This window comes from Prevotella disiens, from assembly GCF_900454955.1.
GTDB lineage: Bacteria > Bacteroidota > Bacteroidia > Bacteroidales > Bacteroidaceae > Prevotella > Prevotella disiens.
The window spans coordinates 1881006-1895493 of the sequence record NZ_UGTL01000001.1; the positions used below are offsets into that span (position 1 = coordinate 1881006).

At 39.4% G+C, this 14488-nt stretch carries 12 protein-coding genes; all 12 read right to left on the minus strand.

Annotated elements, in window-relative coordinates:
• Positions 1-131: 131 nt before the first annotated feature.
• The gene (mutL, locus tag DYI03_RS08295) at positions 132-1988 is read right to left on the minus strand and encodes a DNA mismatch repair endonuclease MutL (protein ID WP_021669425.1); all 1857 of its coding nucleotides are present in this window, start codon (positions 1986-1988) and stop codon (positions 132-134) included.
• An 11-nt stretch (positions 1989-1999) separates the two neighbouring features.
• On the minus strand, positions 2000-2284 hold the full coding sequence (locus DYI03_RS08300; protein ID WP_021669424.1) for a hypothetical protein: 285 nt from the start codon (positions 2282-2284) through the stop codon (positions 2000-2002).
• A 17-nt stretch (positions 2285-2301) separates the two neighbouring features.
• Positions 2302-4239 (minus strand): OstA-like protein, encoded by a 1938-nt coding sequence (locus tag DYI03_RS08305; RefSeq protein WP_021669423.1) that lies wholly within the window; start codon positions 4237-4239, stop codon positions 2302-2304.
• Complete coding sequence (locus DYI03_RS08310; protein ID WP_021669422.1) at positions 4236-5669, minus strand: peptidylprolyl isomerase; 1434 nt, start codon at positions 5667-5669, stop codon at positions 4236-4238. Before DYI03_RS08310 ends, DYI03_RS08305 begins: the two co-directional genes overlap by 4 nt.
• Positions 5670-5682: 13 nt before the next feature.
• Positions 5683-7110, minus strand: a complete 1428-nt coding sequence (locus DYI03_RS08315) for a peptidylprolyl isomerase (RefSeq protein ID WP_025064633.1) — start codon at positions 7108-7110, stop codon at positions 5683-5685.
• Between the two features lie 120 nt (positions 7111-7230).
• A complete protein-coding gene (gene guaB, locus DYI03_RS08320) occupies positions 7231-8715 on the minus strand; it encodes an IMP dehydrogenase (RefSeq protein ID WP_004356747.1) in 1485 nt (494 codons plus the stop codon).
• A gap of 270 nt (positions 8716-8985) precedes the next feature.
• A complete protein-coding gene (locus tag DYI03_RS08325) occupies positions 8986-9414 on the minus strand; it encodes a lipocalin-like domain-containing protein (protein ID WP_021669420.1) in 429 nt (142 codons plus the stop codon).
• 150 nt (positions 9415-9564) lie between these two features.
• Positions 9565-9783, minus strand: coding sequence for an outer membrane beta-barrel protein (locus DYI03_RS08330; protein WP_021669419.1), 219 nt, complete (start codon positions 9781-9783; stop codon positions 9565-9567).
• A 61-nt stretch (positions 9784-9844) separates the two neighbouring features.
• Positions 9845-10162 (minus strand): hypothetical protein, encoded by a 318-nt coding sequence (locus tag DYI03_RS08335; protein ID WP_004356870.1) that lies wholly within the window; start codon positions 10160-10162, stop codon positions 9845-9847.
• Positions 10163-10246: 84 nt separating this feature from the next.
• Positions 10247-12430: a DNA helicase RecQ gene (recQ, locus tag DYI03_RS08340; protein ID WP_025064634.1), complete on the minus strand. Its 2184-nt coding sequence runs from the start codon at positions 12428-12430 to the stop codon at positions 10247-10249.
• Between the two features lie 97 nt (positions 12431-12527).
• Positions 12528-13754: an ATP-dependent Clp protease ATP-binding subunit ClpX gene (gene clpX, locus DYI03_RS08345; protein WP_021669416.1), complete on the minus strand. Its 1227-nt coding sequence runs from the start codon at positions 13752-13754 to the stop codon at positions 12528-12530.
• A gap of 4 nt (positions 13755-13758) precedes the next feature.
• Positions 13759-14424: an ATP-dependent Clp endopeptidase proteolytic subunit ClpP gene (gene clpP / locus DYI03_RS08350; protein ID WP_025064635.1), complete on the minus strand. Its 666-nt coding sequence runs from the start codon at positions 14422-14424 to the stop codon at positions 13759-13761.
• Positions 14425-14488 lie beyond the last annotated feature (64 nt).

Here is a 14488-nt window from a genome sequence, read left to right on the forward strand (position 1 = left end):
CTCTAAGTCTATAGTAAGTTAAAACTCAAATCACGCAACAAAGGTAAGCATTATTTTTTATATTGCGAGTCATTCTTATTAAAAAAAGTCTTTTATTGTAAAAATTTTAAGTAATCAACTAAAAAACAACCCTAATTCAGCATTTTTTCTATATCAACTTGCCGTAATATTGTTAATATTACCTTTCTGTTTGGTGTATAATTTACATTACTGCATGCAAACAATTGATTAACAATGTTCTCCATTTCATCATTATTTAGCACCTGTCCATGAGGAATTGCAGCGTTCTTTGCAAGGCTTAAAGCTAATGATTTCTTTATTTCTTCATCAACAGTAACATCTTCTTCGAGGGCAGAATTGACCATTTCGCCTACCAACTTTGAAATATCTAATCCCTCTATTCCCGTTGGAATTCCATTAACGGCATAGCTATTCCTCCCCATATTACTCAAGTCGAAACCCATGAGTTTCATTTCAGAAATGACCTTTTCTAATAATGAAACGTTATGAGTTGGAAACGTAATCATTTCAGGGAAAAGCAATTTTTGGGTGTGCGCCGTATGGTTTTTGAGCTGTTTCAAATACAACTCATATAATATACGCACATGTGCACGATGTTGGTCTATTATCATTAAGCCTGATTTTACCGCTGTCATAATGTAACAACCTTTGTATTGATAGTGGGCTGGCGAGCGTTCTTCAGCTACATTTCCACTTCTTAAATCACTTTTCCCCGATTCGGAAGGGGTGAAAATGTGTTGCTCCCCATTATTATTATCAGTACGAGGGGTTGCATTGGGCATCATTTCATCATCTCCAAGATTTTGATATAATGTTTGCCAATCGTCAGCAGGAATGGTATTTCGACCAACTTGCGTTTCTTTAAAAGGATTATAATTGGGATTATAATTGACTTTGGGTGCGTTTGTATTTGCCGAAGGATTGAAAACAGGAATATCAGGTTTCCCTTCCGTATCGAAATCAATTGAAGGAATATCATTAAACTTACCTAACGCTTCTTTTACTGCAGCCATTAAGATTTGCCAAATGGCCTGTTCGTTTTCAAATTTTATTTCCGTTTTGGTCGGGTGAATATTGACATCAATATTTTCAGCAGGCACTTGGAAATAGATAAAGTAAGGCACTTGCTCGCCAAATGGCAATAAACGTTCAAAAGCTGTAACGATGGCTTTATTGAAATAAGGGTGTTTCATGTAACGGTCGTTGACAAAAAAATATTGCAACGCACCTTTTTTCTTTGCTGATTCTGGTTTACCAACAAACCCATGGATATGACAAAGCGTTGTACTTACCTCTACTGGAAGCAAATCTTGATTCAGTTTCTTACCAAAAACTTCCACGATTCTTTGACGCAAGCCGCATGCTCTTAATGAAAAGATTTCTACTCCATTCGAATGAAGTGTAAAAGAAATGTTCGGATAGACTAAGGCTATGCGCTCGAAAGACGAAATAATATTGTTGAGTTCGGTTGTATCCGACTTTAAAAACTTACGCCTTGCGGGTACATTAAAGAATAAGTTATCCACTTTAAAGCTGCTCCCAACGGCACACGAGCAGGGTTCTTGTCCCACGAATTTACTTCCTGAAATATTTAGAAGTGTACCTATCTCCTCAGTTTCTTGACGTGTTTTCAATTCAATTTGTGCCACCGCAGCGATTGAAGCCAACGCCTCGCCACGAAATCCCATTGTTGTCAATGCAAAAAGGTCGTCAGCTTTTTTAATTTTTGAGGTTGCATGGCGTTCAAAAGAAATGCGCGCATCGGTTTCAGACATACCTTTTCCGTTATCAACAACCTGAATTGAAGTACGCCCTGCATCAACAATAATTACGTTTATCGTTGTTGCGCCAGCATCAATAGCATTTTCAACCAACTCTTTTACAACCGAAGCAGGTCGTTGAATCACCTCTCCAGCCGCAATTTGATTGGCTACACTATCGGGTAAAAGTTGAATTATATCGCTCATTCTTATTATCTTTACATAAAATAGGCAAATAAAAAAACTATCAAAAGGGTTAACAATGTGGTAATTCCAACAATTGTCATGAACCGATGATTGGCAGTTTGCCGTCTATTGGGTGAGGTTCGGAAACTAATTTCGTGATATTCACCACCCTGTTTCTCCGACTTCTTTTCCACTTTGCAACCTTCCTTTTCAGCTTGAACATATTCTTTCATCTTCTTCAATCGTTCCTTTCGTTCATCGTAATAGATGAACTCATGATGAAAACGACGCGGTTTAGGTTGATGAAAGAATATCATTTGGACTTTATTTGATACTATTTTGAAATTTGTTGAATAGGCGGAGCAGCCACTTCTTTGGGTCTAACATCTGTTTTCGCCTTTCGTGCTACATTCCTAAAAATATCATTTTTATCTTTCGGACGTACATCTTCGTACCAATGGAAGTTGGGTAATAGCAACTTATCTGGTGGAATTTGCGTCATCGGATAGAGTGTTGACGTAAATTTATTCGTCCATATTTTTTGCAATTGCCGTTCAGGCGACATGAAAAAACGCATCGTATCGGTTTCCAAATAGTTCAATCCCGTCAACGATTTATCTTTGTCATCTACTGGAAAATAGATTGTTTCAACATTTCCTATGGCCTGACCAGTCCTAATTTTACCTTCAATAAATTGTGCATGCATGGTCTTTGAACGCACTTGATTGTAGTATTGCTTGTCTGTAAGCTGTTCTATCGACATCGCATTGCCATAAATATGGGCTTCTCGAATGGTAGAATCGTTCATATAAACCTTTATGGAATCGCCCAAAAGTTGTCGATTTGCATTCCAAACGATAGGCTCATCATACATTGTCAGGCACGAATCTTTCGTATTTGCGATAAAGAACCCACAAACAGCTTGCATATCTGTACGATAAGCACGCACGTTATCCACTCCAAAAATCTTACGATAAACTTGTGGAGTATTCACGTTAAAAGCCTTCATACTGATTGTATCGGCATGCACAAAGAGCGTATCGCCTTGTGAAAAGTCTTTGGCTACCGTCCCAGGAGTACCTCCGTAAGCAATTGCAGCCGAATCGGTGTAATGAATAAAATCACCCTTAAAAGCATGTTTACTTTTTGTATCAATGTAATAAACATTGCCTTTTCCTTCGCCTTCACGGGTTTTATTATTGTAAATAAGGTCATCGCCCGTTATGGTACGCTGCTTAATTTCGTCCACAATCTTCACATTCCCATGCCCTTCGCTATGCCCTGTATTCGCATTATACACGACCGATTCGCCCGTTATGGTACGTTTTAGCTTATGGTCAACAATCTTTACATTGCCGTTTCCTTTGGTTTGACCCGTTTTACTATTGTAATAAATGTCCTCACCCGTCATGGTTCGCTGATTTATTTTATCATAAATCTTCACTTTTCCATGACCTTCAGCATCGCCAGTAGCACTGTTATAAACAATATTATTGCCTTCAACGTCTCGTTCACGCGACTTAATTGTCGAGAAACCATTCAGTTGCATGTTGTCAGTTCTGCTGTTATAAATACCATCATTGGTATTTACCACCTCGCCTTTTGTAGTTCTAATCACCGATTTACCTACTACATGCATCAATCCAGTGTCCGTATTTCCGTGTGCAGTCGGTGTATTTATTCGATATTTGGGTGTACGAATAAACACATTTCCGTAAAAGTTGGCGTCATGAGTTTTTGTATTATAATCGCCTTGGTCGGCTACAACCACGTTGCCCGCATAATTTAAAGTGCCACGTCCGCCAAAATAATTAGCGATATTTGACACCATATTATAGTCTAAACTATCACAAATCAACGACTTTCCAGGTTGGCGAACTTTCACTTTTACGCGGGCTTTCAGCATTTGAGAGATACCCTCATAATAAGCACGACCGCAAGTTAAGTGAGTTCCATCTTTGCGTTTTAAATCAACATGACCAAATGCTTGGAACGAACTTTGCTTTTCATTGAGGTATGCACTATCGCATAATAGGGTCATATCCTTGTAGCGAAACTTCACTTTTCCTTTTGCAATTTGCACATCAGGCAACTCCATTTGGTTGTGACGCACATTCTCAGCATGGTCAATAAAGAGTTTTTCTCCCTGCTGTTTTTTTGGTTTTTGAGCCGAAACAGGGAGAGAAACACTTAGTCCAAACAGGCATAGAATCATCAACATTATGATTCTATGCCCGCAAATATCTTTTATTCCTTTATTCAAGAGAATCATCTAATCCAACCTTCATATTCAAAATCACAATCTCGGTACTCTGGCGACATTCTAACATAAGTGTCTTTCACCTTTTTCACAATCCAATTGTGAATTATATCTTGACGCTTTTTCAATGCCACAATATCCTTCATGGCTTGTAAATCTTCTGTTATTGTCGCACGATGCTCGTCTATTCTACCTTTCAATTTCACAATTACGACAACAAGTTTACCTCTTCCGTCAATCATAGAGAAAGGCTCTGACACTTCGCCCACCTTCATATTCTCAACTTTGCGTGCTATTTCCGATGGCAATTCACGCATTGCAAAACGTGAAGTGCGTGCTTGCCCTTGCACATTGGTCATCAATCCATGATTGTTTTTAGTTTCCTTGTCGTCCGAAATAATCATCGTAGCTTCATCGAAAGTAAATTTTCCAGCTTTAATATCGTTGGCGATAGAATCCAAACGATTAGTTGCGGCATTCAGAGCATCTGCCGAAACTTTTGGTTTCAAAAGGATATGGCGACAATTTAATTTATCTCCACGGCGGTCAATGAGCTGAATAATGTGGTATCCAAACTCACTTTCAACAACTTTTGACACCTTCTTAGGGTCAGTAAGATTGAAAGCTGCTGCTGCGAAAGTAGGGTCTAACATACCACGTCCCATAAATCCCAACTCACCACCTTGACGTGCCGAACCTGGGTCTTCTGAATAAAGGCGTGCTAACGTTTCAAACGAAGTTTCACCCTTTACAACTCGGTCGGTATAATCGCGCAATTGGTTCTTAATTCTTTCTATTTCGGTAGGTTCAATTCTTGGCGTTTGCGTTATAAGTTGCACCTCAACCGTTGTTGGAATCATAGGAATGCTATCAACAGGCAACTTTTTAAAGTATTCTCGCACCTCAGCTGGTGATACTTTCACATCGCCAACGAGTTTCTCTTGCATACGTTGCACCAACTGTCGATTCTTAAAATCGTCGTGTAGGTCTTGTCGAATTTGTGCAATACTCTTATGTTGATACTCCTCCAACTTTTCTTTTGAACCAATTTGAGGGATAGCAATCCACGCATTGATTTGTTGTTCAACGCCTTGTGTTATCTCTGCTTCGGTTACATTAATACTGTCTAATGCAGCTTGATGCAAGAAAAGTTTTTGAACAGCAATTTGTTCGAGAATGGCACAATTAGGATTACCTTTCCATTTCATGCCATCTGCTTCTCCTTGTAGTCGCATCATTTCTAAATCAGACTTCAATATTGGCTCATCACCAACCACCCACAGCACTTGGTCAACCACATTATCAGCGGTTTCGCTCTCCGTTTTCACAGTGTCAGTCGATGGTCTGTAACTTGAAGTTGATAACAATCCTACTGGTACACCCATCATTGTGAAGGCTGTACAAACGAGGATTCCTGCAACACAATATTTCTTTAAATTCATAAAACCTATTTCCTTAATGTTTATTGACGGTGTTCAACACTTCACGATTGACGCTTACCGTATATTTTTTACGCAAAGCCTTTATCCATTCTTTCTCTAAACTTTCTTGATAGTCAGAGATTACTTGGCTGCGTACATCATTCATTTCTTCTGGATTCTTTAACTTTTTACCATAAACGGCATCGATAGGATAATTTTCAACTGGCTTTACAGTTGTATTTTGCTTAAAAATTTCCTTGTCAACCAATGGGTTATCGCCTTGTTTGAACAATCCTTTTTCTACACGAATGCGGATTGTACTATCATTATTAAAGGTGGTACGAAGTTTTTCGCCCCAATCTTTGAATGGAATTTTAGCCACACAATCTTTGACCGCCTTTACATCTTCTTTCTTTTGGACATGGTAAGCGATACCTTTGAAGCGTGGTTCTTTCCAAGCATAGTGCTTTTTGTGCTTCTTAAAGTATGCTTGCAATCCTGCCTCATCGTTAGAAGCCTTATCCCAAACCTCACGACTGCTCATTTCAATCAATAAAAGTCCATCATGATACTCTCTCACAAGGTTCTTCAAGTTAGGGTCTTTCTCTTCCATTTCAGCGAGTTTTTGCTCAACCAACTGTTGTGGTGTTACACCATTTCCTGCTTCTGTTGCCATTTTCTGCAACTTCTGGTCGATAATTTGCTCGCGTAAATTTCTTGCTTCAATAAACTGATGTATGTCTGCTTTCAGTGAATCGTAAGGCTGGAATTGCTCTTTTGCAACGTATTTAATAATGTGATAACCGAAAGGCGACAATATCGGGTGGCTTATCTCACCTGGTTTCATTGAGAAGAGGGCTTCTTCAAAGGCTTGAACCGTCTGTCCCCTTGTAATTAAAGGCAATTCTCCACCACGAGCAGCACTGCTTGGGTCTTTTGAATACTTCTTTGCCAATTCAGCAAAGTTGCCTCCTTTCATAATAACATTATACAAAGAGTCAGCACGGTCGGCAATTTCTTTTTGTTCTGCCACACTTGCCTTTTGTCCAGCAGAAAGTAAGATGTGGGCGCAGCGTATTAAGCCACCGCTACCTTCTATTCTATCACGTGTTTCCTTATAAATCTTTTGTGCTTCAGCCTCAATATCAGCATCAGTAATCATTGTCGGACGCACTTGTTGGTCGCGATAGGTCATAAATTCTTGCTTGAAAGAAGTAAGCGTATCCAACTTTGCATCTAATGCCGCTTGAACTTTCAACTTGTAATTGACAAATAAATCAACGTATTCTGCTACCGTTTTTTTATCTATCACCCCTTCCGAATTATTCTTATTGTAAGAATATTCGAATTCTGAACGACTTACAGGCTGACCATTCACTGTCATAATGACGGGGTCAACCTGCTGTGCAAAAGCCATAGTGCCACTGAGCATTACGGCAGACAACAATGATATTATTCTCATTTCAAACGTTTATCATTCTTTGCCTCCTCTTTTTTTATCAAGAAGGCTGTATTATTTTTATTTTATAGTGGAACAAAGCCCCACCCTCTTTACTTAAATAACGAGGGTGGAGCGTGTTTATTATTCTGGACGCGAATAGTTTGGTGCTTCGCTTGTAATAGCTATGTCGTGTGGGTGGCTTTCCATGACACCTGCATTGGTAATGCGTGTAAAGCGTGCATTGTGAAGTTTCTCGATTGAAGCAGCACCACAATAACCCATACCTGAACGTAAACCACCTACAAGTTGGTAAATCACCTCTTGAACAGTGCCTTTGTAAGGTACACGACCTGCAATTCCTTCTGGAACTAACTTTTTATTATCGCTTATATCGCCTTGGAAATAACGGTCGCGAGAGCCGTTCTTCTGTTCCATTGCTTCCAATGAACCCATACCACGATAGCTCTTAAACTTACGACCATTGAAAATAATGGTGTCGCCTGGAGATTCTTCTGTACCTGCAACCAACGAACCTACCATTACAGAGCTACCGCCAGCTGCCAAAGCCTTAACAACATCGCCCGAATAGCGCAAACCACCGTCGGCAATCAAAGGAACGTCTGTGCTTTTCAAGGCTGAATAAACATCGTAAATAGCACTCAATTGTGGCACTCCCACACCTGCTACGACACGAGTTGTACAGATTGAACCTGGACCAATGCCCACTTTCACTGCGTCAGCCCCATTTTCAACGAGGAATTTTGCAGCTTCGCCTGTTGCGATATTACCCACCACAACATCAAGATTAGGGAAGGCAGTCTTTACATCACGCAATTTTCCAATTACACCTTGTGAATGTCCGTGTGCAGTGTCAATCACAATGGCATCAACACCTGCTTCCACCAAAGCTGAAGCACGTTCCATTGTGTCGACAGTAACACCCACACCAGCTGCTACACGCAGACGACCTTTCTCGTCTTTGCAAGCCATTGGTTTGTCCTTTGCCTTGGTAATGTCTTTATAAGTAATCAAACCTACCAAACGATTGTCTTTATCGACAACTGGTAGCTTTTCTATTTTGTTTTCTTGCAATATTTGTGCAGCAGCAGTAAGGTCGGTTTGCTGATGTGTTGTTACCAAATTTTCATGTGTCATCACCTCGTCAATCGTCTTATCGAAACGGCGTTCAAAGCGCAAATCACGGTTGGTAACAATTCCGACTAAATGTTTTTCATCATCAACAACAGGGATACCACCAATATGATATTCAGCCATCATCGCCAAAGCATCTCTTACGGTACTTCCACGACGTATCGTAACAGGGTCGTAAATCATTCCGTTTTCGGCACGTTTTACGATTGCCACTTGACGGGCTTGCTCTTCGATGGTCATATTCTTATGTATCACACCGATACCACCCTCTCGTGCAATGGCAATTGCCATAGAACTTTCGGTTACGGTATCCATTGCTGCCGTAACAAAAGGAACATTCAGTTCTATGTTACGAGAAAACTTGGTTTTCAACTCTACCCCTTTGGGTAGTACCTCAGAATAAGCTGGGATTAAAAGGACGTCATCGTAAGTCAATCCGTCCATGATGATTTTATCTGCAACAAATGAAGACATAGTGTATATTAGAAAATTTATTGCGTGCAAATTTACTAATTATTCTTCAGATAGATTATTATTTTTGCTAATTTCTACCATGAATTTAAAAGTATTTAACGACAAAAGATTATAAGTCTACTTGATTAAGTCGGCAAGTTCGGCACAAACTCTTTTTTGCTTGTGAGAATCGTAGGCTTTTAGTGGTAGTAAATAGACTTCTAAAAGAGTTAAACTAAAAATAAAACCAATGCTATTTTTTGCAATTCATAGCATTGGTTTTATCAATTATTATTTTTCTCCTACTTTAGAAACGCGCTTCAAAGTCATTTTCTGCATTCCCTTGGTATGAGTATCTTCGTCTATAATTTGACCATCAACTATCATTGTGCTTTGAGTCAATTTCAAAACCTTTACAGTTTCATCACCTATAGTCAAGAGATGCTTTTCACTATCATAAGAATAAGGTTCTGGAGAGTTTGCAAAAAATGTTTTTCCATCTTCATCAAGTTCATAGGTTACAACTGTTCCATTGTTTTTAAACTCTGAATATGAGAGGTCTTCTGGAGCAATAGGCATCTTAACACCATTCAATGCATATTCTTCGACTTTCCAAATGCCAACGATAGAGCCATCAGAACTTTCTTCATCGTCTTTGCTGCAAGACGCTAATGAGAGGGTAAATTGTGTTATACAAAGAAAATGGATAAAAATCCCCATAAAAAAAAGCTATTGTTTTGGAACTCAAAACAATAGCTTTTGGACTTCAAAACAGGCTGTTTTAAATTTCGAAAGAATAGGAACTAAATTTTAAGTTTGCATTTGTATGCAAAAACACCAGCCCTTTTCTATCCTTTTAGCTGACTTTTTCTACTTCTTTCCTTTCGCATCGAAAGTATATTTGAACGTGAGGCTAACGTAATTGTGCATAAAATCTTGCCATGTTTCAGAACGCAAAGTAGGTGTAATATTACTGCGCTTGAAGACAAGTTGGTTGAGAATATCGTTATATCCTAACTGAAGTGAGCCTTTATTTTTCCAGAACAACCACTTCGCACTGGCAGTCCAAATCAAGCGGTGTTTGTTCATTTCGGGGTAAGATAGCCTGAATGGATTTCATCGGTCATTTGATTTACAAACTCCCAATGCTTTAACTTCGCCATACAATCCAATCCGATGCTATATTAGTCGTCAAGTTGGTTACCGAATGGAAAGAGTCGCCTAATCCTTTGTCAAAAACAAGCTTAATTTCATAGTCATCACCACCTTTCACGTTTTCTTCATGCGTTCGATATACGCCCGTTATTGGATTAAAATAGTAAACCGAAGCTATTGGATTGATGTTTCGAGTATAACCTGCTTTCATCATCAAAACGGCTTGTTGCTTTGGTAAAGTACAAGTATAAGTAAGCGCACTTTTATATTGATGACTTCTATGCAAGAAAGGATTGCTTTCTTCTATCCACAACGGATTTGTATCGTCTCGAACAATGAAGGCTCATCATTCAAATAAGAATCATGAGCCCTCAAATGTTATGTTAAAAAAGCGTGCTTAGTTAGCCATTTCGGATATAAACTTGATACGTACCAATCGAATATCCTCTTCGCTGTAATCGTCATCGAGTTCTTTCAGAGCCTCGTCAATATCATCGGTATGGCTATTCATGAAGTAATCGTAAATATCGTCAATCTTGTCATCATCGTAAACATCTTCCAAAAAATAGTCAATGTTAAGTTTTGTTCCGCTATACACGATTTCTTCTATCTTTGAAAGGAGGTCGTCAAAGCTTAATCCTTCGGCGATGGCAATGTCATCTAATGGCAATTTGCGGTCAATACCTTGAATGATTTTCACTTTTTGCATTGACTTTTTAGCCACAGTACGCACGCGTAACTCTTCGGGACGTTCTATATTTTTCTCCTTACAATACTTTTGAATCAACTTACAGAACTCTGCGCCATAACGTTTTGCCTTACCGACACCAACACCTTGTATGTTTTGCAACTCTTGTTCCGTGATTGGATACATCATTGCCATTTGGTCTAACGATGGGTCTTGGAAAATTACGTAAGCAGGAACGCCTAATTTGCGTGCCATTTGTTTGCGCAAATCCTTAAGCATAGCAAACAATTCTGGGTCGGCAACACTAATTCCGCCTACCAAACTCTCGTCTACATCGTCGGCTTTAAACTCCTTGTCCATAACAATCATGAAAGATTTTGGACTCTTCATGAAGCGTTTGCCAGCTGCGGTAAGTTTAATAAGTCCGTAGTTTTCTACATCTTTCTTCAAATACCCTTCCAATAATGCTTGACGAATAACAGGATTCCAAATTTTTGTATCCTCCTTTTCGCCCAATCCAAACTCTTCAAGGTCGTCGTGTTTATGGTCTTTTATGTCGTCAGTACCACGCCCTTTCACAAAATCGATAACATATTCTTGACGGAAATTCTCCTTCAATGCTTTCACAGCCTTTAGTACCATGAGCAATGGTGCTTGCGCTTCTATCTTTTCTTTTGGGTGCAAACAATTGTCGCACATACCGCAATTATCTTTAAGATATTCTTCTCCGAAATAATGAAGTAGGAGTTTACGACGACAAACCGATGATTCAGCGTAAGTTTCAGTTTCCTGTAACAGTTGGCGACCTATATCTTGCTCAGAAACAGGCTTGCCTTCCATGAACTTTTCAAGCTTTTTGAGGTCGTTCTTAGAATAGAAAACAATACATTTTCCTTCTTCTCCGTCACGCCCAGCACGCCCTGTTTCTTGGTAATAGCCCTCCAAACTTTTTGGAATATCGTAGTGAATGACAAAGCGAACATCGGGTTTATCAATGCCCATACCAAAAGCAATGGTAGCAACAATGACATCAATATTCTCCATGAGGAAGTCATCTTGCGTCTTGGAACGTGTTTCAGAGTCTAAACCAGCATGATAAGGTTCGGCTTTTATTTCGTTTGCTTGCAAAACCGCAGCCAATTCTTCCACCTTTTTGCGTGAAAGACAATAGATAATACCACTTTTGCCTTGATTTTGCTTGATGAATTTTATAATCTGACGATTGGTATCTTCTTCGTTTTTCTTTGGTCTTACCTCATAATATAGGTTAGCACGATTGAACGAACTCTTAAATTCGCTGCAACCTTCAATGCCTAAACTCTTCACAATATCGCTCCTTACCTTGTCCGTTGCCGTTGCTGTAAGAGCTATAATAGGCGCTTTCCCGATTTGGTCTACAGCTTGTCTAATCTTGCGATACTCTGGTCGGAAGTCGTGTCCCCACTCAGAAATACAGTGAGCCTCATCAATTGCATAGAAACTAACCTTCACAGTGCGGAAAAACTCAATGCTATCTTCTTTGTTAAGCGACTCTGGCGCAACATAAAGTAGTTTTGTTTTGCCACTATGAATATCGGCTTTCACTTGGTCAATCTCGGTCTTTTTGAGCGAAGAGTTGAGGTAATGAGCTACACCATCTTCCTCACTAATCCCATTAATCACATCGACTTGGTTTTTCATCAATGCTATCAAAGGTGATATAACAATTGCCGTTCCCTCCATTATGAGCGAAGGCAATTGATAACAAAGACTCTTTCCGCCTCCTGTAGGCATCAATACAAAAGTATCGTTGCCTGCCAAGACATTGCGAATAATCGCTTCTTGAGCACCTTTGAATTTATCAAATCCAAAGAAGTGCTTCAATTTCTCTGTAAGATTGACTTCTTGTGCCATATTAAAGTTTAGTTTCTCCTTTCTAAAGTGTTGGTTTTGCATCTTCGCCCCCATGCTTTTTAGCACCATGGAGACGAATTTGCATATTTATTTCAGCTTACTCAACTTTATTGAGTTTCGCTTTGTCCAATTGTTCTTTTGCGTATGAAGCCGTAACTTCGTATTTTTTCACACGTTTTGACGGCAATTCAAACATTTGTTCCATCATCACAGCCTCAACAATAGAACGCAATCCACGCGCTCCTAACTTATATTCTACGGCTTTATCCACAATATAATCCAATGCTTCATTAGTAAATGAAAGGTTTATACCGTCCATTTTGAAAAGTTTAATATATTGTTTTACGATAGAATTCTTAGGCTCTACCAAAATTTTTCGCAACGCTTCTCTGTCCAAAGGATTGAGATAGGTCAGAACTGGCAAACGTCCGATGATTTCAGGAATAAGTCCAAACGAACGTAAGTCTTGTGGAAGTACATACTTCATCAAGTCTTTCTTGTCGATTTTTGCCACATTCTGCACTGAATTATAGCCCACAACATGGGTATTCAGGCGTTGAGCAATCTTGCGCTCTATTCCATCGAATGCGCCACCGCAGATAAAAAGAATATTTCGAGTATCAACGTGAATGTAATCTTGGTCTGGGTGCTTGCGTCCGCCTTTTGGTGGAACATTCACCATAGTACCTTCGAGCAGTTTCAACAAACCTTGTTGAACGCCTTCTCCACTCACATCGCGTGTAATACTTGGATTATCGCTTTTTCGTGCAATCTTGTCAATTTCGTCAATGAATACGATTCCACGTTCAGCAGCTGCAACATTATAATCAGCCACTTGTAAAAGACGCGACAAAATGCTCTCAACATCCTCACCAACATAGCCTGCTTCTGTAAAAACGGTAGCATCTACAATTGTAAAAGGTACGTTTAAAAGTTTTGCAATAGTACGAGCCAACAAAGTTTTACCTGTACCTGTTGAGCCCACCATAATGATATTGCTCTTTTCAACCTCTACATCATCGTCTTCTTTGGGTTGCTGCAATCGTTTATAATGGTTATAAACCGCCACTGCAAGATAACGTTTTGCTTCGTCTTGCCCAATGATATATTCGTCTAAATAGGCTTTAATTTCTTTTGGCTTCGGCACTTTTTTTATGTCGATGTCATTGAATTTTTCGTCTTTAGCACCTAATATCCCAGATTCAAGCACGATGTTGTTAGCTTGCTGCGCACAATCTTCACAAATATAGCCTGTCAAACCTGTTATGAGCAAGCGTACATCTGATTCACTTCTTCCGCAAAAACTACATTTTTTCTGTGGCATTGACTTATTTTTTTCTTATTAATATTTGGTCTATCATACCATATTCTTTTGCTTCTTCTGCGGTCATCCAATAGTTACGGTCGCTATCTTGATAAACCTTTTCGTATGATTGGTGTGAGTGATTGCTAATGATGGTATAAAGTTCTTTCTTGAATTTCAAGATTTCTTTTGCCTCTATTTCAATATCTGATGCCTGTCCTTGCACGCCACCAAGTGGTTGATGAATCATAACACGGCTGTGTGGCAAGGCCGAACGCTTGCCTTCTTGACCTGCAACGAGCAACACTGCGCCCATTGAAGCTGCCATGCCCGTACAAATAGTAGCAACATCGCTCGTAATAAATTGCATCGTATCATAGATGCCGAGCCCTGCTGTAACGCTACCACCAGGCGAATTGATGTAAATTGAAATATCTTTTCCAGGGTCAACAGAGTCCAAATAAAGGAGCTGTGCCTGCAAAGTATTGGCTGTATAATCGTCGATTTGCGTACCGAGGAAGATAATACGGTCCATCATCAAACGTGAGAACACGTCCATTTGCGTAACGTTCAACTGACGTTCCTCTAAGATGTATGGATTAAGGTACTGATTTTGCATGCTTGTTACATCATCTAATACCATTCCGTTCATACCCAATTTTTGGGTGGCAAACTTTCTAAAATCGTTCATTGCGTATTCTTTTTTATTCATTTTGTTTGACTATAAAGCTGAAACAACATCTGCTTTCCTGAGT